21 protein-coding genes and 1 tRNA gene are annotated in these 20,241 nt (G+C 62.1%); 13 read left to right on the forward strand and 9 right to left on the reverse strand.

Features of this window, described 5'->3' with window-relative positions; translation table 11 throughout:
• Positions 1-334: 334 nt before the first annotated feature.
• Positions 335-1,711, reverse strand: coding sequence for an L-serine ammonia-lyase (locus ABIE20_RS12625; protein WP_429505379.1), 1,377 nt, complete (start codon positions 1,709-1,711; stop codon positions 335-337).
• A 449-nt stretch (positions 1,712-2,160) separates the two neighbouring features.
• Here ABIE20_RS12625 and ABIE20_RS12630 point away from each other — a divergent pair, with 449 nt between their 5' ends.
• From ABIE20_RS12630 to choV, 3 genes are all read left to right on the forward strand, one after another.
• Entirely contained in the window at positions 2,161-3,108 is a 948-nt protein-coding gene (locus ABIE20_RS12630; RefSeq protein WP_429505380.1) for a choline ABC transporter substrate-binding protein, read from the forward strand.
• A gap of 66 nt (positions 3,109-3,174) precedes the next feature.
• Entirely contained in the window at positions 3,175-4,023 is an 849-nt protein-coding gene (choW, locus tag ABIE20_RS12635) for a choline ABC transporter permease subunit (RefSeq protein ID WP_176794313.1), read from the forward strand.
• A complete protein-coding gene (gene choV, locus ABIE20_RS12640) occupies positions 4,020-5,198 on the forward strand; it encodes a choline ABC transporter ATP-binding protein (RefSeq protein WP_429505381.1) in 1,179 nt (392 codons plus the stop codon). Before choW ends, choV begins: the two co-directional genes overlap by 4 nt.
• Before the next feature lie 110 nt (positions 5,199-5,308).
• Here the strand turns inward: choV and hisF are convergent, their stop codons facing one another.
• The 6 genes from hisF to ABIE20_RS12670 all read right to left on the reverse strand — a co-directional run bounded on the left by hisF (position 5,309) and on the right by ABIE20_RS12670 (position 10,356).
• Positions 5,309-6,079, reverse strand: a complete 771-nt coding sequence (gene hisF, locus ABIE20_RS12645; protein WP_429505382.1) for an imidazole glycerol phosphate synthase subunit HisF — start codon at positions 6,077-6,079, stop codon at positions 5,309-5,311.
• A gap of 83 nt (positions 6,080-6,162) precedes the next feature.
• Complete coding sequence (gene hisA, locus ABIE20_RS12650; RefSeq protein WP_010221323.1) at positions 6,163-6,912, reverse strand: 1-(5-phosphoribosyl)-5-[(5-phosphoribosylamino)methylideneamino]imidazole-4-carboxamide isomerase; 750 nt, start codon at positions 6,910-6,912, stop codon at positions 6,163-6,165.
• An 85-nt stretch (positions 6,913-6,997) separates the two neighbouring features.
• On the reverse strand, positions 6,998-7,261 hold the full coding sequence (locus ABIE20_RS12655; RefSeq protein WP_036995008.1) for a DUF2164 domain-containing protein: 264 nt from the start codon (positions 7,259-7,261) through the stop codon (positions 6,998-7,000).
• Positions 7,261-7,899 carry an imidazole glycerol phosphate synthase subunit HisH gene (gene hisH / locus ABIE20_RS12660; protein ID WP_429505383.1) on the reverse strand — a complete coding sequence of 213 codons (639 nt, stop codon included), beginning with the start codon at positions 7,897-7,899 and terminating at the stop codon, positions 7,261-7,263. The genes ABIE20_RS12655 and hisH overlap by 1 nt, the downstream gene beginning before the upstream one ends.
• Entirely contained in the window at positions 7,899-8,492 is a 594-nt protein-coding gene (hisB, locus tag ABIE20_RS12665) for an imidazoleglycerol-phosphate dehydratase HisB (protein ID WP_028942262.1), read from the reverse strand. The genes hisH and hisB overlap by 1 nt, the downstream gene beginning before the upstream one ends.
• A gap of 202 nt (positions 8,493-8,694) precedes the next feature.
• Entirely contained in the window at positions 8,695-10,356 is a 1,662-nt protein-coding gene (locus tag ABIE20_RS12670; RefSeq protein ID WP_429505384.1) for an OFA family MFS transporter, read from the reverse strand.
• Positions 10,357-10,695: 339 nt separating this feature from the next.
• On the opposite strand from ABIE20_RS12670, the gene ABIE20_RS12675 reads away from it, so the two are divergent.
• The 5 genes from ABIE20_RS12675 (at position 10,696) to ABIE20_RS12695 (ending at position 14,965) form a co-directional block, all read left to right on the forward strand.
• Positions 10,696-12,942 carry an AsmA family protein gene (locus ABIE20_RS12675; protein ID WP_429505385.1) on the forward strand — a complete coding sequence of 749 codons (2,247 nt, stop codon included), beginning with the start codon at positions 10,696-10,698 and terminating at the stop codon, positions 12,940-12,942.
• Positions 12,939-14,006 (forward strand): A/G-specific adenine glycosylase, encoded by a 1,068-nt coding sequence (gene mutY, locus ABIE20_RS12680; RefSeq protein WP_429505386.1) that lies wholly within the window; start codon positions 12,939-12,941, stop codon positions 14,004-14,006. The genes ABIE20_RS12675 and mutY overlap by 4 nt, the downstream gene beginning before the upstream one ends.
• Positions 14,003-14,275, forward strand: a complete 273-nt coding sequence (locus ABIE20_RS12685; protein WP_115084908.1) for an oxidative damage protection protein — start codon at positions 14,003-14,005, stop codon at positions 14,273-14,275. The genes mutY and ABIE20_RS12685 overlap by 4 nt, the downstream gene beginning before the upstream one ends.
• Positions 14,276-14,366: 91 nt before the next feature.
• A tRNA-Phe gene (locus ABIE20_RS12690) sits at positions 14,367-14,442 on the forward strand.
• A gap of 118 nt (positions 14,443-14,560) precedes the next feature.
• A complete protein-coding gene (locus ABIE20_RS12695) occupies positions 14,561-14,965 on the forward strand; it encodes a hypothetical protein (RefSeq protein WP_429505387.1) in 405 nt (134 codons plus the stop codon).
• Here ABIE20_RS12695 and ABIE20_RS12700 read toward each other — a convergent pair.
• Positions 14,962-15,495, reverse strand: coding sequence for a TetR/AcrR family transcriptional regulator (locus ABIE20_RS12700; RefSeq protein ID WP_429505388.1), 534 nt, complete (start codon positions 15,493-15,495; stop codon positions 14,962-14,964). The genes ABIE20_RS12695 and ABIE20_RS12700 overlap by 4 nt on opposite strands.
• Before the next feature lie 108 nt (positions 15,496-15,603).
• On the opposite strand from ABIE20_RS12700, the gene ABIE20_RS12705 reads away from it, so the two are divergent.
• The 5 genes from ABIE20_RS12705 (at position 15,604) to ABIE20_RS12725 (ending at position 18,431) form a co-directional block, all read left to right on the forward strand.
• Positions 15,604-16,092 carry an HPP family protein gene (locus ABIE20_RS12705; RefSeq protein WP_093378607.1) on the forward strand — a complete coding sequence of 163 codons (489 nt, stop codon included), beginning with the start codon at positions 15,604-15,606 and terminating at the stop codon, positions 16,090-16,092.
• A 99-nt stretch (positions 16,093-16,191) separates the two neighbouring features.
• Positions 16,192-17,235 (forward strand): polyphosphate kinase 2, encoded by a 1,044-nt coding sequence (ppk2, locus tag ABIE20_RS12710; RefSeq protein ID WP_429505389.1) that lies wholly within the window; start codon positions 16,192-16,194, stop codon positions 17,233-17,235.
• Between the two features lie 91 nt (positions 17,236-17,326).
• Positions 17,327-17,764 carry a hypothetical protein gene (locus tag ABIE20_RS12715; RefSeq protein WP_429505390.1) on the forward strand — a complete coding sequence of 146 codons (438 nt, stop codon included), beginning with the start codon at positions 17,327-17,329 and terminating at the stop codon, positions 17,762-17,764.
• A gap of 150 nt (positions 17,765-17,914) precedes the next feature.
• Entirely contained in the window at positions 17,915-18,172 is a 258-nt protein-coding gene (locus tag ABIE20_RS12720) for a CopG family ribbon-helix-helix protein (protein ID WP_429505391.1), read from the forward strand.
• Positions 18,147-18,431 (forward strand): type II toxin-antitoxin system RelE/ParE family toxin, encoded by a 285-nt coding sequence (locus ABIE20_RS12725; protein WP_429505392.1) that lies wholly within the window; start codon positions 18,147-18,149, stop codon positions 18,429-18,431. The genes ABIE20_RS12720 and ABIE20_RS12725 overlap by 26 nt, the downstream gene beginning before the upstream one ends.
• Positions 18,432-18,527: 96 nt before the next feature.
• On the opposite strand, the gene gabP is transcribed toward ABIE20_RS12725, so the two are convergent.
• Positions 18,528-19,922 (reverse strand): GABA permease, encoded by a 1,395-nt coding sequence (gene gabP, locus ABIE20_RS12730; protein ID WP_258595238.1) that lies wholly within the window; start codon positions 19,920-19,922, stop codon positions 18,528-18,530.
• Between the last annotated feature and the right edge of the window lie 319 nt (positions 19,923-20,241).

Here is a 20,241-nt window from a genome sequence, read left to right on the forward strand (position 1 = left end):
ATGCAGGGGCTTTGCCAATCACAACGCAAATGCCATGCCTGAAATTGAATGGCCATTCAATAAAACCCAAAAACGACGTCGCGCAGCGTCTATATAGCCCTTGTTCCCGGGCGCAGTTATAAACGCAAACGACCGGCCTAGCGCCGGTCTGTAGGACGCGTGAGCAATTCGGTAGCACTTGTGTGAAGGATCCCAGAAACGACATGGGCAACTGTCACCCAAGGCGCCAGGCGCCGGGGTAACAGGTGATGACTCGAGGAGGGAAAGGCCCGCGCGCCAAAAAGTAGCGCGCAGGCAGAAGGTGGGCGAAAACGGCGCAGGGCGCGTTAACGTTTCAACATTCGATGGCGCTGACCGCCAGGCCACCGCGCGAGGTTTCCTTGTACTTGTCGTGCATGTCGGCGCCGGTATCACGCATGGTGCGGATCACCCGGTCGAGGGAGATGAAGTGCTCGCCGTCGCCGCGCAGGGCCATCTGCGCGGCATTGATGGCCTTGACCGCGGCAATCGCGTTGCGCTCGATGCACGGCACCTGCACCAGGCCGCCAACCGGGTCGCAGGTCAGCCCCAGGTTGTGCTCAAGGCCGATCTCGGCGGCGTTTTCCAGCTGCCCGGGGGTAGCCCCGAGCACCTCGGCAAGGCCGGCGGCGGCCATGGCACAAGCAGAACCGACTTCACCCTGGCAACCGACTTCGGCGCCGGAGATCGACGCGTTCTTCTTGCACAAAATGCCCACCGCAGCGGCGCCGAGGAAGAAGTCGACAACGTTGGCTTCGCTGACTTCGTCGCTAAAACGCATGTAATAGTGCAGCACCGCCGGAATGATCCCCGCCGCGCCATTGGTCGGCGCGGTGACCATGCGCCCGCCGGCAGCGTTCTCTTCGTTGACCGCCAGGGCGTAGAGGTTGACCCACTCCATGGCGCTCAGGGTCGAGCCGATCACATTGGGCTTATTCAGCTCCTGCAGGCTGCGGTGCAGCTTGGCCGCGCGGCGTTTGACATTGAGCCCGCCGGGCAGGATGCCTTCGTATTTGAGGCCGTTTTCGACACAGGCCTGCATGGCGTGCCACAACTTCAGCAGCCCGGCACGAATTTCCGCTTCGCTGCGCCAGACCTTTTCGTTTTCCATCATCAATTGCGACACGCGCAGGTCGTTTTGCTTGCACAGTGCGAGCAACTCCACGGCACTGTCGAAATCGTAGGGCAGCACCGTGTTGTCGGCATCCAGCACGCCGCTGGCAGCCTGTGCCGCATCGACCACGAAGCCGCCGCCCACCGAGTAATAGGTGTCGCGGTGCAGCTCGCCAGAAGCGCCTTCGGCGATCAGGGTCATGGCGTTCGGGTGGTAGGGCAGGTTCTCGTCCAGCAGCAACATGTCACGCGCCCAGACGAAGCCGACGTGCAGCCGGCCATCGAGCAGCAAGGTGTCTGTTTCGCGCAGTGCAGCGATGCGCGGACCGATTTGCGCGGGGTCGATGGCGTCCGGCCATTCGCCCATCAGGCCCATGATCACCGCGTTGTCGCTGCCGTGGCCGATACCGGTGGCCGACAGCGAACCGTACAGGCGCACTTCGACCCGCCGCACCTGTGCAAGCTCGCCGCGCTCACGCAGGCCCTGGACGAACAATGCCGCGGCGCGCATGGGCCCGACGGTATGGGAACTGGATGGGCCAACGCCGATCTTGAACAGGTCGAACACACTGATGGCCATGCCATTTACCTCCTGAATGTACAGCCCCGCAGCCCAAGCCAAGGGCGCCGCAACTGCTACGCTGAATAGGCGGCAATCCGCCGATTCCGCGCATCATCAGGCTTTTGCCAGGACCTCTGACGTCTGCAACCGACGCGTTCTTGCCCAGCAACGCCGCCAGCTGTCAGCCGTGCTTGTGCGCCGTTTTTTTGCGGTGCACAAGTGCCGAAACTGCGTTTACAGGGCCGGATAAATCTGTAAACGACCTCATCGACACTGGATGCGACCCTGTCTGTACTGGATACGACGCACCCTGTAGGCGTTTGATTTTCGCTGTTAGATGATCGGTATCGACTCGATTGCACGGCAGCCGTCCCGCTATCGCCCGATAGTCAGGCCCGACCGAATGCAAACCATAAAGCACGGCGGTCCCGTGGGACATCCGAGAAAAACACCCAGGAGTCCATCGAATGAAAGGTTCACCCTCGCTATTGCTGGCCGCAGTGCTGAGTCTGCCGGTGCTGGCCCAGGCCGCCGAGCCCGACCAGTGTCGCACCGTCAACTTCTCCGATGTCGGCTGGACCGACATCACCGTGACCACCGCGGTCACCAGCGTCGTGCTCCAGTCGCTGGGCTACAAGACCAAGACCACGATGATTTCGGTACCAGTGACCTACAAGTCGCTGGCCGATGGCAAGAACATGGACGTGTTCCTCGGCAACTGGATGCCGACCATGGAAAACGACATCAAGCAGTACCGTGATGCCGGCACCGTGGAAACGGTTCGGGCCAACCTTGAGAACGCCAAGTACACCCTGGCGGTGCCCCAGGCGCTGTACGACAAAGGCCTTAGAAACTTCGCCGACATTGCCAAGTTCAAGAAGGAGCTGGACGGCAAGATCTACGGCATCGAGCCGGGCAACGACGGTAACCGCACCATCCAGAGCATGATCGACAAGAACGCCTTCGGCCTCAAGGACGCCGGTTTCAAGGTGGTCGAATCCAGCGAGGCCGGCATGCTCTCGCAAGTTGATCGCGCCGCTCGGCGCAACACCGACGTGGTGTTTCTGGGCTGGGAACCGCACCCGATGAACACCCGCTTCAAGATGAAATACCTGGACGGCGGCGATGACTTCTTCGGCCCCGACTACGGCAAGGCCACCGTCCTCACCAACACCCGCAAGGGCTATGTGCAGGAATGCAGCAACGTCGGCCAGTTGCTGAAAAACCTGTCTTTCACCCTCGACATGGAAAGCACCCTAATGGGCAACGTCCTGGACGACAAGATGAAGCCCGATGTTGCAGCCAAGGCCTGGCTGAAGAAGAACCCGCAGGTGCTCGACACCTGGCTGGCCGGGGTCACCACCGTTGACGGCAAGCCTGGCCTGGAGGCAGCCAAAGCCAAACTCACGCAGTAAGCACTGCCTGCGGCGGGCTGGCCCCGCAGCAGGCTGTCTTCAAACTTTTGCAGGTGGACGCTCGCTATCATGCTGATCGATGAAAAACTCCCTTTGGGCCAGTACATCGCAGGCTTCGTTGAATGGTTGACGCAACACGGCGCCAACTACTTCGATGCCTTCGCGGCAGCACTGGAATACATGATTCATGGCGTGACCGGGGCACTGACCTGGTTCAATCCTTTCGTCCTGATCGGCCTGATTGCAGTAATCGCGCACCTGATCCAGCGCAAATGGGCGCTGACCGCATTCTGCGTACTGTCATTTTTGCTGATCCTCAACCTCGGTTACTGGCAGGAGACCATGGAGACCCTGGCCCAGGTGCTGTTCGCCACCCTGGTCTGCGTGGCCATCGGCGTGCCGCTGGGCATCCTCGCCGCACACAAGCCGATGTTCTACACCGCCATGCGCCCGGTCCTCGACCTGATGCAGACGGTGCCTACCTTTGTTTACCTGATCCCGACCCTGACCCTGTTCGGTCTGGGGGTGGTCCCCGGATTGATCTCGACGGTGGTGTTCGCCATCGCCGCACCGATCCGCCTGACCTACCTGGGTATCTGTGACGTGCCCCAGGAACTGCTCGACGCCGGCAAGGCCTTTGGCTGCTCACGCCGCCAGCTGCTGTCGCGCATCGAACTGCCCCACGCCATGCCAAGCATCGCCGCCGGTGTTACCCAATGCATCATGCTGTCGCTGTCGATGGTGGTGATTGCCGCGCTGGTGGGTGCCGACGGCCTGGGCAAACCTGTGGTCAACGCATTGAACACCGCCGATATCGCCCTGGGTTTCGAAGCGGGCCTGGCGATCGTGTTGCTGGCGATCATGCTCGACCGTATCTGCAAACAACCCGACGCGCCGGTAAGGAGTGAAGCATGAGCATTATTCGCTTCGAAGACGTAGACGTTATCTTCTCCAGCCGACCGCGCGAGGCCCTGAGCCTGCTCGATCAGGGCATGACCCGCGAACAGATCCTGAAGAAGACCGGCCTGGTGGTCGGTGTCGAAAAAGCCAACCTGGACATCAACAAGGGCGAGATCTGCGTGTTGATGGGCCTGTCCGGTTCGGGCAAGTCCAGCCTGCTGCGCTGCATCAACGGCCTTAATACCGTCAGCCGCGGCAAACTGTTCGTCGAACACGAAGGCTCGCATATCGACATTGCCCACTGCACCCCGGCGGAACTGAAGATGATGCGCACCAAGCGCATCGCCATGGTGTTCCAGAAGTTCGCCCTGATGCCCTGGCTGACGGTGCGCGAGAACATCAGCTTCGGCCTGGAAATGCAGGGCCGCCCGGAGAAGGAACGGCGCAAGCTGGTCGATGAGAAGCTTGAGCTGGTGGGCCTTACCCAATGGCGCAACAAGAAGCCCGACGAGCTCTCGGGCGGCATGCAGCAGCGCGTCGGCCTGGCCCGTGCGCTGGCCATGGACGCCGATATCCTGCTGATGGACGAACCCTTCTCGGCCCTCGACCCGCTGATCCGCCAGGGCCTGCAGGACGAGCTGCTGGAACTGCAACACAAGCTGAACAAGACCATCGTCTTCGTCAGCCACGACCTGGACGAAGCCCTGAAGCTCGGCAGCCGTATTGCGATCATGAAAGACGGGCGGATCATCCAGTACAGCAAGCCAGAAGAAATCGTCCTCAACCCCGCCGACGACTACGTGCGCACCTTCGTTGCCCACACCAACCCGCTCAACGTGCTGTGCGGCCGCAGCCTGATGCGCACCCTGGACAAATGCAAGCGCATCAACGGCTCGGTGTGCCTGGACCCGGGCGGTGATTCCTGGCTGGACCTGGCCGAAGGCAACACCATCAAGGGTGCGCGCCAGGGCGCCAACGGCATGGACCTGCAGAACTGGGCACCGGGCGAAGCCGTCGAAGGCCTGGGCCGCAAACCGACCCTGGTCGATGCCAAAATCGGCATGCGCGAAGCCCTGCAGATCCGTTACCAGACCGGCAACAAGCTGGTGCTTCAGGAAGGCAATACCGTGGTGGGGATTCTCGGTGACAGCGAGCTGTACCACGCGCTGCTGGGCAAGAACCTGGGCTGAAAGCTATCGCGGGGCACTTGTGGGAGCTGGCGTTGCCAGCGATGCAGACGACGCGGTGCACAGGAGACCGCGCTGATAGCATCGCCGGCAACGCCGGCTCCCACAAAGCGTCAGCGAACGACGATACCCTGCTTGGCCATGAACGCTTTGGCCTCGGGCACGGTGTACTCACCGAAGTGGAAGATGCTCGCCGCCAGCACCGCGCTGGCATGACCTTCGATAATCCCGTCGGCCAGGTGCTGCAGGTTGCCCACACCACCGGAGGCGATAACCGGAATACCCAGGGCATCGCTGATGGCGCGGGTTACGCCCAGGTCAAAACCGTTCTTCATGCCGTCCTGGTCCATGCTGGTCAGGAGGATCTCGCCCGCTCCCAGGCCTTCCATCTTCTTCGCCCACTGCACCGCATCCAGGCCGGTCGGCTTGCGCCCGCCATGGGTGAAGATCTCCCAGCGCGGGGTTTCGCCCGGGCCCGAGACCTTCTTGGCATCGATGGCCACCACGATGCACTGCGAACCGAAGTGCGCGGCGGCTTCGCCAACGAACTCCGGGTTGAACACCGCGGCGGTGTTGATCGAAACCTTGTCGGCACCGGCGTTGAGCAGGTTGCGGATGTCCTGCACGGTGCGCACACCGCCGCCCACGGTCAGCGGGATGAAAACCTGGCTGGCCATGCGCTCGACGGTATGCAGGGTGGTGTCACGGCCATCGACGCTGGCGGTGATGTCGAGGAAGGTGATCTCGTCAGCGCCCTGTTCATCGTAGCGCCGGGCGATTTCCACCGGGTCGCCGGCATCGCGGATGTTCTCGAACTTGACGCCCTTGACCACCCGGCCGTTGTCGACGTCGAGGCAGGGAATTATGCGTTTGGCTAAAGCCATAGGTAGACCTCGAGTTGCAAGCTTCAAGCTTCAAGCTGCAAGAAAGAGCGCCTCGGTCGCGCTTTTAACTTGCAGCTTGCAGCTTACGACTTGGAGCTAGCCGAATAGGCGTCACAGAAGGCTTGCGCCTCGGCGACATCCAGGGTGCCTTCGTAGATGGCGCGGCCGGTGATCGCACCGATGATGCCTGGCGCCTTGGCGTCGAGCAGGGCCTTGATGTCACCAAGGTTGTGGATACCGCCGGAGGCGATTACCGGGATCTTGGTGGCAGCGGCCAGGGCGGCGGTGAAGGGTACGTTGCAGCCCTGCATCATGCCGTCTTTGGCGATGTCGGTGTAGACGATGGCCGAGACGCCGTCGGCTTCGAAACGCTTGGCCAGGTCAATGACCTGTACCGAGCTGACTTCTGCCCAGCCGTCAGTGGCGACGAAACCGTCCTTGGCATCCAGGCCAACGATCACTTTGCCCGGGAAGGCGCGGCAGGCCTCGGCAACGAACTCCGGCTCTTTCACTGCCTTGGTGCCGATGATTACGTAGCTGACGCCGGCCTTGACGTAGTGCTCGATGGTTTCCAGCGAACGGATACCGCCACCGATCTGGATCGGCAGGGTCGGATAGCGCTTGGCAATCGCGGTGACTACTTCACCGTTGACCGGCTGGCCTTCGAAGGCGCCATTGAGGTCAACCAGATGCAGGCGGCGGCAGCCCCCTTCAACCCATTTGGCGGCCATGCTCACCGGGTCGTCGGAGAATACCGTGGAGTCTTCCATACGGCCCTGGCGCAGGCGTACGCAAGCACCGTCCTTGAGATCGATAGCGGGGATAATCAGCATGCTTTTTTCCTTCGTAAAAAAGAGCTGCAAGCTGCTAGCTACAAGCTGCAAGCATGCGCGTCTGTTCTCTTGCAGCTTGTCGCTTTCAGCTGCCTTTCTCTAGCGACCAGAGGTCGCTCTCGATACTCTCGAACCGTTCCTTGAGGTGGTTCTGCACATCGAAAATCGCCCTGTTGTAGTAGTGCGGGGCAATCTCTTTGGTGAACAGTTCCAGGACCTCGGCCACCTCGAACGAACCCAGTTGCAGCTCGAAACGGTCTTCGAGAAAGCGCTTGAGGGTATCGAGCGCTTCGCGTTCCTGTTCCGGCGCCAGCGTGAGGATCGGCGGCTTGGCCCTGGACTTGCCCATTACCAGCGCCCGTCCCAGGCGGCGAAGTTCTGCAGCAACTGCAGGCCATGGGTATGGCTCTTCTCCGGGTGGAACTGCACGGCAAAGCGCGAGCCTTCGGCCAGCGCTGCGGCGAAGTCGACGCCGTAATGACCGCTACCGACCACCTGCCCCGGCTTGCCGGCGGTGATGTAGTAGCTGTGCACGAAGTAGAAGCGCGCACGCTCGGGGATGTTGTGCCACAGCGGGTGCTCGATGCTCTGGGCGACTTCGTTCCAGCCCATGTGCGGCACTTTCAGGTGCTCGCCGTCTTCGTGCAGGTCTTTGCCGAAGAAGCGCACATTGCCCGGGAACAGCCCAATGCAATCGACGCCGTCGTTCTCTTCACTGTGATCGAGCAGCGCTTGCATGCCCACACAGATACCGAGGAACGGCCGGTCCTGGCTGACTTCACGCACCAGGCTGTCGAAGCCCAGGCGGCGGATTTCGGCCATGCAGTCGCGGATAGCGCCAACACCGGGGAACACCACGCGGTCAGCCTCGCGAATCACATCGGCGTCGCTGGTGATCAAAACTTTGCCGGCGCCCACGTGCTCGAGGGCCTTGGCCACCGAGTGCAGGTTACCCATGCCATAGTCGATAACGGCAACCGTCTGCATTACAGGCAACCCTTGGTCGATGGCATCTGCCCGGCCATGCGCTCATCCAGCTCGATGGCCATGCGCAGCGCGCGGCCGAAGGCCTTGAACACGGTCTCGATCTGGTGGTGGGTGTTGTGCCCACGCAGGTTGTCGATGTGCAGGGTGACGTTGGCGTGGTTGACGAAGCCCTGGAAGAACTCCTGGAACAGGTCGACATCGAAGCCGCCTACCGACGCGCGGGTATAAGGCACGTGCATCTGCAGGCCCGGGCGGCCGGAGAAGTCGATGACTACCCGCGACAGTGCTTCGTCCAGCGGCACGTAGGCATGGCCGTAGCGGCGGATGCCCTTCTTGTCGCCGATGGCCTGGTTGAAGGCCTGGCCCAGGGTGATACCGACGTCTTCGACGGTATGGTGATCGTCGATATGCAGGTCGCCCTTGCATTCGATATCGAGGTCGATCAGCCCATGTCGGGCGATCTGGTCGAGCATATGTTCAAGGAAAGGCACACCGATATCGAATCGGGCCTTGCCGCTGCCATCCAGGTTGATCGAGGCCTTGATCTGGGTCTCCAGAGTATTGCGCTCGACGGAAGCCTTACGTTCGACCATCACCAGCTCCGCAAAATCATTGGGCGAAAAAGGTGATCATTATAGGCCCAGAAGCGCGCGGCTTGAAACGCAGATGACGCGTGGCAGGGAATTTAGTCGGGCCGCTGTGCGGCCCATCGCTGGCAAAGCCAGCTCCTACAAGGGTCAGTGCATGAAGATCCTGTGGGAGCCAGCCTTGCCGGCGATGGCCTGCCCGGCAGGCCTAATTGAACAACACCGCCGTCTTCTGCAGCGTCACCCAGATCCCCCAGGCCAGCGGCACTCCGACCACCAGCCAGGCCGCCAGCACCAGCGGCTTGCTGGCCGGATCGGCCTTCCACTCCAGCACGCGCTCGCTGGCACTGCCCTGGTCGTGGCTCAGGGCGCGCTCGGCGGCAAGCTCGGCGTCGGTCATGAAGTACTTGTCGGCCACCGGCCGCACCAGCGCATTGCAGACAAAGCCCAGCACCAGCAGCCCGGCAAGGATGTACAGGGTGATGTCATAGGCCGCCGCCCGCGGCACGCCCAGCGCCAGCTGATACTCGCGCAGGTAGGTGATCAGTACCGGCCCCAGCACCCCGGCTGCGGCCCAGGCGGTCAGTAGGCGACCGTGGATGGCGCCGACCATCTGCGTGCCGAACAGGTCGGCCAGATACGCAGGCACCGTAGCAAAGCCACCGCCGTACATCGACAGAATGATGCAGAACGCCGCCACGAACAGGGCGATGTTGCCCAGATGGCCCATATTCGGCACCAGCGCATACAGCGCCACGCCCAGGGCGAAGAAGGCGAAATAGGTGTTCTTGCGCCCGATATAGTCGGAGAACGACGCCCAGAAGAAGCGCCCGCCGATGTTGAACAGGCTGAGCAAACCGGTAAAACCGGCGGCAATCGCGGCGATCTGGCCCAGTTGCGCGGCGTTGAGCTGACTGAAGCTCAGGTCATTGCCCAGCAGCTTGCCGGCAAAAACCTCCTGCAACAACGGCGAAGCCATGCCGAGAATGCCGATACCTGCCGACACGTTCAGGCACAAAACCAGCCAGATCAGCACAAACTGCGGGGTTTTCCACGCCACGCTGACGTGCACGTGGCGATGGGTGATCATCGCGTTGTTGGCTTTTTTCAGCGGCGCGCTCCAGCCTTCGGGCTTCCAGCCGGTAGGCGGCACCCGATAGGCCAGGGCGCCGCCGAGCATGAACACGAAGTAAATCACTGCCATGACCACGAAGCTCTGCCAGACCCCGACGTCACCGGGCGTGGCAAAGTGATTCATCAGCGCTGCCGCCAGCGGCGCGCCGACCATGGCGCCGCCGCCAAAGCCCATGATCGCCATCCCGGTGGCCATGCCGCGTTTGTCCGGGAACCACTTGATCAGGGTCGAGACCGGCGAAATATAGCCAAGCCCCAGGCCAATACCGCCGATAACACCAGAGCCCAGCCACATCAGCCACAGCTGGTGGGTATAGACGCCGAAGGCGGAAATCAGCAGGCCGCCGCACCAGCACAGGGTCGAGACCACCCCGGCCTTGCGCGGCCCGGCATGCTCCAGCCAGCCGCCCCAGATAGCTGCCGAGCAACCGAGAAAGACAAAGAACAGCGTGTAGATCCAGCTGAGCATCGAGATCGGCCAGTCACACTCGGTGGTGAACATGCGCATCAGGAAGTTGGTCTGCTCCGAGCAGACAACCGGCGCACTGATGCCGATGGCCTGCGACAGCGGCAACCAGAACACCGAAAAACCGTAGGCCATGCCGATGCACAGGTGGATGGCCAGGGCCGCTGGCGGTACCAGCCAGCGGTTGAAGCCCGGACGGGCGATGATCCGCTCCTTGGACAGGAAGCCGGGCGCGCTGGCGACGCCTGCGGCCGTAATGCTGCTGCTCATTGTTGTGTTCCCCTCGTAGGTATGAAGCGCTCACCGCCCGCGACCTTGGCGCTTTGGCAACTGGTCGTTGTTATTGGCGAACGGCCCCGTTTGCGCGACAAATAGCCGCAGCAGGGCCTGAGAGCGGCGAGAGAGTAGCATTTGCCGTGCGCACTTAGCGCAAACTGATACCGTCGTTTGTTCAACAACTGATCTCCCTGGCAAGGAACTGTCATCCCCAATGTTGTCGAATCCGACACCTTTACAGGACTAAACCTTCGCCCCATATCACACAGTGGTGATAACCGCGGCGCTATACTCTGCGGCTGAATTTAGAAATCGGACTACAAGGACTCGCCCATGAAAGCGTTCGGCAAAATCCTGGGGCTGGTGCTTCTCGGGTTGTTGCTGATCATTGTGGCTCTGGGCTTCGCCCTGACCCACCTCTTCGATCCCAACGACTACAAAGACGAGATTCGCCAGCTGGCACGCGACAAGGCCCACGTCGAGCTGACGCTCAATGGCGACATTGGCTGGAGCCTGTTCCCGTGGCTGGGCCTTGAGTTGCATGAAGCCAGCATTGCCACCCTGAACAACCCGAAAGTACCGTTTGCCGACCTGCAGATGCTTGGCCTGTCGGTACGCGTGCTGCCTTTGCTTCGCCGTGAAGTGCAGATGAGCGATGTGCGCGTCGAGGGCCTGAACCTGACCCTGAGCCGTGACGAAAACGGCCACGGCAACTGGGAAGACATCGGCAAGCCACTGCCCGCCGCGACCCCGGCCCCGGCCGAAGGCGCCGGCACTGCCCCGGCCGATACTCCTGCCCAAGCCAGCAGCGACAGCGCCAGCGAGCGCCCGGTCAAGCTCGACATCGACAGCCTGACCGTCAACAACGCCCGCGTGCAGTACAACGATGCCCGCAGCGGCCAGAGCTTCGGCGCCGAAAGCATCCAGCTGAGCACAGGTGCGGTGCACGAAGGGGTGAATATCCCGCTGAAGATGACTGCCTTCCTCAGCTCCGGCCAACCGGTGGTCAAGGCGCGCACCGAGCTTAACGGCGAGCTGCGTTTCGATCGCCGGCTCAAGCGCTACCAGTTCGAAGACATGAAGCTCAGCGGCGAAGCCTCGGGCGAACCGCTGCAAGGCAAGACCATGACCTTCGCCGCCCAGGGCCAGTTGCTGGTCGATCTGGCCGCCAACGTCGCCGAATGGAACGGCCTCAAGCTTTCGGCCAACCAGCTGCGCGCCCTCGGCGAGCTGAACCTGCGCGACCTCGACAAAACCCCGCAACTGAGCGGCGGCCTGTCGATTGCCCAGTTCGACCTGCGCAACTTCCTCGACAGCATCGGCCACCCGCTGCCGGCCTCGGCCGACGCCAGCACCCTGGGCAAAGTCGAGCTGGTCACCCGCCTGCAAGGCACGCCGAATAGCCTGGCCCTGGAAGACCTGGCGATCAAGCTCGACGACAGTACCTTCAGCGGCCGCCTGGCCATCGAAGACTTCGCCAAGCAAGCCCTGCGCGTGCAGCTCAAGGCCGACAAGTTCGACGCCGACCGCTACCTGCTGGCCAAGAGCGACGCGGCCAAAGGCGCCAAGGCCGCGCGCCAGGCTGAAGTGCAGAGCAAAGAGGCTGGCGCCCTCGCCGGCGCTGGCACCACGCCACTGCCCGACGCGCCAACCCAGGTGGCCTGGAGCAACGACAAGCTGCTGCCGGTTGACCGCCTGCGCAAAGTCGACCTGCAGGCCGACCTGACGTTTGGCCAGCTGACCCTGGACAAGCTGCCGATCGAAAACGCCCACCTCAAGGCCCAGGGCCAGGGCGGCCTGATCACCCTGGAAACCCTGCGTGGCGGCCTGTACAACGGCGACTTCGAAAGCAAAGGCACCCTCGACGTGCGCCCGGCTGTGCCGCAAATCGGCATTAACACTCGCATCAACCGGGTACCGGTCGAGCACTTCATCAAGAGCGAAACCGGCACACCACCGGTCAAGGGCCTGTTGACCCTGAGCAGCGACCTGACCGCCACCGGCAACAGCCAGAAGGCCCTGGTCGACACCCTCAACGGCAACGCCAGCTTCGTCATCAACGACGGCATCCTGGTCAACGCCAACCTCGAACAGCAACTGTGCCAGGCCATCGCCACCCTCAACCGCAAGGCCCTGAGCGGCGAACCACGCGGCAAGGACACGCCGTTCCAGGAGCTCAAGGGCAGCCTGGTGATGCGTAACGGCGTGGCCAGCAACCCCGACCTCAAGGCGCGCATTCCCGGCCTGACCGTCAACGGCCATGGCGACCTCGACCTGCGCGTGCTGGGCATGGACTACCGCATTGGCGTGATCGTCGAAGGCGACAAGCGCGACATGCCCGACCCGGCCTGCCAGGTCGGCGAGCGCTATGTCGGCCTCGAACTGCCGCTGCGCTGCCGTGGCCCGCTGGAGCTGGGCGCCAAGGCCTGCCGCCTGGATAAAGACGGCCTGGGCAAGGTCGCGGCCAAGCTGGCTGGCGACAAGGTCAGCGAAAAACTCAGCGAGAAGATCGACGAGAAGCTCGGTGACAAGGTCAGCCCCGAGCTTAAAGACGCGCTCAAGGGGTTATTCAAGCGATGAGCCCCGAGCAGTTTTCCAGCGCCGTGCTGGAGTGGTACGACCGTAACGGCCGCCACGATCTGCCCTGGCAACAGGGCATCACCCCGTACCGGGTGTGGGTCTCGGAGATCATGCTGCAGCAGACCCAGGTGAGCACCGTGCTCAACTACTTCGACCGTTTCATGCAGGCGCTGCCGACGGTCCAGGCCCTGGCCGAAGCGCCAGAGGACGAAGTGCTGCACCTGTGGACGGGCCTGGGCTACTACACCCGGGCGCGCAACCTGCAAAAGACCGCAAAGATCGTCGTCGAGCAATATGGCGGCGAATTCCCCCGCGATGTCGAGAAGCTCACCGACCTGCCCGGCATTGGCCTGTCCACTGCCGGCGCCATCGCCAGCATCAGTATGGGCCTGCGTGCACCGATCCTCGACGGCAACGTCAAGCGCGTGCTGGCCCGCTACACCGCGCAAGAGGGCTACCCCGGCGAGCCGAAGGTGGCAAAGGCGCTATGGGCCAACGCCGAGCGCTATACCCCGCACAGCCGGGTGAACCACTACACCCAGGCGATGATGGATCTGGGCGCCACCCTGTGCACCCGCAGCAAGCCCAGTTGCCTGCTGTGCCCGCTCAAGGTCGGTTGCGAGGCGCACATGCTCGGCCAGGAAATCCGCTACCCGGTGCCCAAGCCGCGCAAAGAGCTGCCACAAAAGCGCACGCTGATGCCGCTACTGGCCAACCACCAAGGCGCCATCCTGCTTTATCGGCGGCCTTCCACGGGCCTGTGGGGCGGGTTGTGGAGCCTGCCGGAGCTGGACAACCTCGAGCAGATCGACGAGCTGGCCGACCAGCACGGCCTGAGCCTGGCCGGCAGCCAGGCGCTGGACGGCCTGACCCACACCTTCAGCCACTTCCAGCTGGCCATCGAACCCTGGCTGGTGCGCGTCGACGCCACCAGCGACCACGTGGCCGAGGCCGACTGGCTCTGGTATAACCTCGCCACCCCGCCGCGCCTGGGCCTTGCCGCCCCGGTGAAAAAACTGCTTAAACGCGCGGCCGACGTATTGCTTACAGGAGAGTCGCGATGACCCGCACCGTAATGTGCCGCAAGTACCACAAAGAAATGCCAGGCCTGGATCGTGCCCCCTACCCGGGCGCCAAGGGCCAGGACATCTTCGAGAACATCTCGCAGCAAGCCTGGGCCGACTGGCAGAAAGAGCAGACCATGCTGATCAACGAGAAGCGCCTGAACATGATGAACGCCGAGGACCGCAAATTCCTCCAGGGCGAGATGGACAAGTTCTTCTCCGGCCAGGATTACGAGAAGGCCGAAGGCTACGTTCCACCTAGCGAATAACCCCGGAAAATCGTAAGCGACGGAATTAATTTAAAAAATTTTCAAAAAGTCGTTGACGTAAATCCGAAAAACCCTTTTAATGCGCCCCGTTGCCCAGATAGCTCAGTCGGTAGAGCAGGGGATTGAAAATCCCCGTGTCGGCGGTTCGATTCCGTCTCTGGGCACCACTAATACCGAAAAGCCCCAAGCGAAGTGATTCCTTGGGGCTTTTTTCATGCCTGCGATTCATCAGCGAACGCAGGCCTACTCGCGCACGGAAATGCCGCGAGCTTATGGGAGCCAGGGATGAAATCGATTGCCGTTGCCGTCGCCATGCTGCTGAGCCTGACTGGCTGTATCGGCGCCACCGTCGTGCTGCCGGAAAAACAGACCTATCCCACCTCGGCCCATCGCATCCTGCGCCTGAAGAACATCACCCCCAAGGTCAGCAAATCGGAGAAGTCCGACGTCACCCGCGAATGGTGCGGTGTCACTCTTTGGGCCGTGGTCGTGCCGGTGCCTTTGCTACTGCCGGTGTGCAAGACCTACAGCGAAGTGGCCTACGGCCCGGACATCGATGGCGACCAGGTCGTACTGTTCAACGCCAGGCAAACCATCAGCTCGCCCATGTACGCCTGCGGCCCAATGATGATCCTCGCGCCGATCCTCCATGGTTACGAAGGCAACCAGATCTGCGGGATGATGCGTTAGGCCAGCACAGCCACCATCGACCGCGCCGCCTCGAACAGCGGCGCCTGCACCCCGCCGACCTGCGACGCCACGATCAACCCCTCGCCGATCAGAAACAGCTGCTGCGCAGCGCCTTGCTTGCACCCCGCCTGCTGGCAGACCTGCTCAAGCGCCGCCATGACCTTGTCCTTGTGCAACCTGGCCAGCACATGGGGTGGCTCGGCCGGCCCGGCATACTCGGCCGAGGCGTTGATGAAGGCGCAGCCGTAAAAGTCTTCAGAGCGCGCCCAGGCCTCGATGAAGTCGATATAGGCCAGCGGCCGCGCTTTTGCCTCAACGGCCGCCAGAGCGCTTTGCAGGCGCGCCAGAAAATCGTGATCGCGCCGCTGCAGCGCCGCCTCGATCAACAACTCCTTGCTGGGGAAATGCCGGTACAGGGTCTTCTTGGTTACCCCGGCCTCCTGGCTCAACTGCTCGACGCCGGTACCGTGGTAACCCTGGCGGTAGAACAGCTGCAGCGCCGACTGGGCGATTTTCTCGGACGTACTCATGCCACACCTTCGATCTGGACAGTTGCCAACAGTGTATACCGATCGGTTGACTTGCAGGTAAACCGATCGGTATCCTCGGCGCACATTGCCCAGCCGGAGACTGCACCCATGCCATTCAAATCCAAGGCGCCCGCCGCCCCTTCCCTGCATTTCAGCTTGCTATCACTGATCGGCGCGGCCCTGGCGATCGGCGCAACCGGCTGGCTCAGCCAGGTATCCGGCGCGCTGTGGCTGATGGCCCCGTTTGGCGCCAGCTGCGTGCTGGCCTTCGGCATGCCCGACTCGCCACTGGCACAACCGCGCAACATCATCGGCGGCCACGTGATTGCCACACTGGTGGGCCTGGCAGTGCTGCATACCCTCGGCGACAGTTGGTGGAGCGCAGCCCTGGCCGTCGGCCTGGCCCTGGCCGCCATGCAGCAGACCCGCACCCTGCACGCGCCGGCCGGGGCCAACCCGCTGGTGGTGATCGCCAGCCATGCACCGCTGAGCTTCGTGATTACCCCGGTGCTGGCCGGCTCGCTGGTGATCGTCGCCGTGGCCTGGTGCCTGAACAATGCGCGCCAGGCCAACAGCTACCCGAAATACTGGTACTGAATGGCGCTATGCCGAGGGCTGTTGACCACCGTCAATATGCCCTCGGCCCACCCCGATAAAATGCTCTGAGGATATTAGAAGGAACCAACAGGCCTCCCCATGAGCGAAGAATCCACTGCCCTGCCCCTGCCCTCGCCTGCCACTGAAACACCTGCGAGCCCCAGCCCAAACCCGGCACGCAAAGCTGCCAGCACCCGCCCACGTCGCCCGCGCACCCCACGCAAGCCTGCAGCCAGCGCCGCTGCCGAAGCTGAAATCAGTACCATCAGCCAGCAACCAGCAGCTTTAAAAGTCGCCTCGGCGCCGCGCGGCTCCAACGAGGACAGCGCTTCGGCCAAGCTACCGGCCAGCTACCCGTACCGCAACCGCATGCGCCGCGCCGAGTACGAAAAGGCCAAGCACGAACTGCAGATCGAGCTGCTCAAGGTGCAAAGCTGGGTCAAGGAAACCGGCCAGCGCATCGTCGTGCTGTTCGAAGGCCGTGACGCCGCCGGCAAGGGCGGCACCATCAAGCGCTTCATGGAACACCTGAACCCGCGTGGCGCGCGGATCGTCGCCCTGGAGAAGCCTTCCGAGCAGGAAAAGGGCCAGTGGTACTTCCAGCGCTACGTCCAGCACCTGCCCACGGCCGGTGAAATGGTCTTCTTCGACCGCTCCTGGTACAACCGCGCCGGGGTCGAGCGGGTCATGGACTTCTGCTCGCCGCTGCAATACCTGGAGTTCATGCGCCAGGCGCCTGAGCTCGAACGCATGCTGTGCAACAGCGGCATCCTGCTGTTCAAGTACTGGTTCTCGGTAAACCGCGAAGAGCAGTTGCGACGCTTCATCTCCCGCCGTGACGACCCGCTCAAGCACTGGAAGCTGTCGCCGATCGACATCAAGTCGCTGGACAAGTGGGACGAATACACCGCCGCCAAGGAAGCGATGTTCTTCCACACCGACACCGCCGACGCCCCGTGGACGGTAATCAAGTCCGACGACAAGAAGCGCGCGCGGATCAACTGCATCCGCCACTTTCTGCACTCGCTGGACTACCCCGGCAAGGACCTGAGCGTCGCCCACCAGCCTGACCCGCTGCTGGTAGACCGCGCCGCGCGCGTGCTCGAAGAAGAAGACCGCGGGGAACTGGCCCAGCCGGCCTGAGCCTGCTCCGTGCCGTCGGCGGCACTTGGGTTTCCCGGCCAACTGCGATTCAATACGCAGAATTTATCCGGCTCAGCACAAGGGTTCACCGATGGCCTCCAGCAGCAAACAACAGAAACGCGCCAAACGCGCCGCCAACAAGGCCCGCGAGAACCGCATGGTGCGTAGCGGCCAGGCGGTCAAAAGCTCGGGCGAAAGCTCCAGCGCCAGCGTCGAGCAGGTCTTCAACAAAGCCATGGAATCGGGCAGCTACAGCGCCTTGTTCGATAAAATGAAGCAAACCCAGGACAACGGCCTGGTCGCGCTGATTTCGGTATTCCTGGTCGACCCGTTGCTGGCCCTGGTGCTCAAGGGCCACAAGGAAGAACACGCCACCGACTACATCGTCATGGTCTTCACTGCCTACCGCAAATGGCTGGACGGCGCCGACGAAGCCACGACCATGGCCTGGCTCGAGAGCGACGAGTTCCAGGAAGCCTACATCAGCGCTTCCGAGGCGGTGGCCAAGCAACAGAAGAAGTTTGGCTGACAGCTTGCCTGGCTCCTGATTCCTCGGGGGCCAGACCCCTCAAAGAAAAATCCTACATCGACCACAGGTCCCTAGCCGATTGACCATCACCTCGACGCCACCTAACCTTTGTTGACCGTTTACAACGTATACAAAGTCAGGAGCGTAGACATGGCTTCCCCGGTTCTGTCGTTTCGCGTCGAAGCATCCCTCGCCGAAAAGCTCGATCAACTGGCAGCCGCCACCGATCGAGATCGCCAATATCACCTCAAGCGCGCTTTGCTGCGCTATGTCGAAGCCGAGTCATGGCACGTGCAGGCGATTGCTGCCGGCATCAGCGATGCCGACACTGGCAACCTGACCGACCTCTCTCAGGTCAAGGCAAAGTGGGTGAAACGCGAATATGATTGCACTGACGGCGAAGGCTGAAAGCGACCTGGATTCGATTTTCGAGCACTATCATCTCAAGGCAGGCAGCAAAACGGCCTTTGCAATGGTTCAGGGCATATTGAGCAGCCTGGAAATGCTCGAGCGCTTCCCAGGTGCAGGCCGACCCTCGCCAGTGCCGGATGTGCGTGAGCTGGTGCTCGCCCACATCCCCTTTATTGCCCCGTACCGCTTGCTCGACGGACGGGTCCAGGTATTGCGATTTCTGCATCAGCGCAGTGAGCGACCTGAGCACTGGTAAAGCCCACCGCGTGAGCCGCGATGAGCCCGCAACGGCCAAAACAAAAAGGCCGCGATCCTCACAGATCGCGGCCTTTGTCATTGCACCTGCATCACATCAATTGTTCAGCACCGCCCGCCCGGCGGCCTCGGCCTTGCGCTTGCGCGCTACCAGCAGCCCGGCGGCGACCACAGCAATCGACAACAAGCCGGTCGCGACGATTTCGATGCGATGATCCGGACGGATCAGCATCACCGTCAGGATGCCGACGATGAAGGCGATGGTCGCCCAGGTCAGGCCCGGGAACAGCCACATCTTGAAGGCGATCTTCTCGCCGCGCTGCATGCGCTGACGGCGCATGCGCAGTTGCGACACGGCGATCACCAGGTACACCAGCAAGGCAATGGCGCCGGAGCTCGCCAGCAAGAACTCGAACACCTGGGCAGGCGCCAGGTAGTTGGCGATCACGGTGAGGAACGCCGCCGCAGTCGACAGCACCACTGCCACGTACGGGGTACCGCTGGAAGTGGTGCGCTGGGCCATGGCTGGCGCATCGCCACGTTTGCTCAGGGAGAAGAGCATGCGCGAAGAGGTGTACAGCGCCGAGTTCAGGCAGCTGGTCACAGCGATCAGCACGACGATGTCGACGATCAGCTTGGCGTTGGGGATGCCCATCAGGTTGAGCACGGTCTGGTACGAGCCGACTTCGGCCAGGTCACTGTTGGTCCACGGCACCAGGGCCACGACCACGAAGATCGATACGAGGTAGAACAGGAAGATCCGCCAGATCACCGAGTTGGTGGCCTTGGTGATCTGCTTGCCCGGGTCTTTCGACTCGGCGGCAGCGATGGTGACGATTTCGGTACCCATGAACGAGAACATGGTGGTCAGCATCGCTGCCAGCACCGCGCCCATACCGTTGGGCATAAAACCCTGGGTATCGAACAGGTGGCTGACGCCGCTGACCTGGCTGTTGGGCAGCAGGCCGAAGATCGCGGCCACACCTAGAATGATGAAGCCAATGATCGCCACTACCTTGAGCAACGCGAACCAGAACTCGAATTCACCGTAGTTCTTCACACTGAACAGGTTGGTGGCGGTCAGCAGCAAGGTGATCACCAGGGTAAACACCCATATGCCGATGTCGGGGAACCAGGCATGAAGGATGGTCGCGGCGGCGTTGGCCTCCAGCGGAATCACCAGCACCCAGAACCACCAGTACAGCCAGCCGATAGTAAAGCCGGCCCAGTGGCCGATGGCCTTGTCGGCGTACGTCGAAAACGACCCGGTATCCGGCGAGGCAACGGCCATCTCGGCCAGCATGCGCATCACCAGCACCACCAGGGTCCCGGCGGCGGCATAGGCCAGCAAGACCGCAGGGCCGGCTTCGGCGATGGCGTGGCCGGAGCCGACGAACAGCCCGGCACCGATGACACCGGCAATCGACAGCATGGTCACATGCCGTTGTTTGAGCCCCTGAGCGAGGTCGTTGGAATTGTGCGTACCGCTCATAAAACTACCTTTGCGAGAAATGGCGTTTTGATCCTGCTACCGAGTCGCGCTCTTAAAAAAGAGTGCTACATCCTGTTGCCGATCGATAACGCAATTACCGCGCCATGGCGATGACCGTTCGTTCGAAAATTCTCACAGCCCCGTTTAACAAGGCTTACAGGCCTTTCGGCCAAGACTTGACCGAAAGCCCCTGAAAAACCGGCGGAATTGGCCAATTACTGAAATACCCACTTACAAATGCCACGGGTGCACCACAATCCGTCACCGGTAACACCTCATGCACTTCCTACGACCACATAGGTACAACCCTAAGGTACAA

It is taken from the genome of Pseudomonas sp. 2835, assembly GCF_050435905.1.
Classification (GTDB): domain Bacteria; phylum Pseudomonadota; class Gammaproteobacteria; order Pseudomonadales; family Pseudomonadaceae; genus Aquipseudomonas.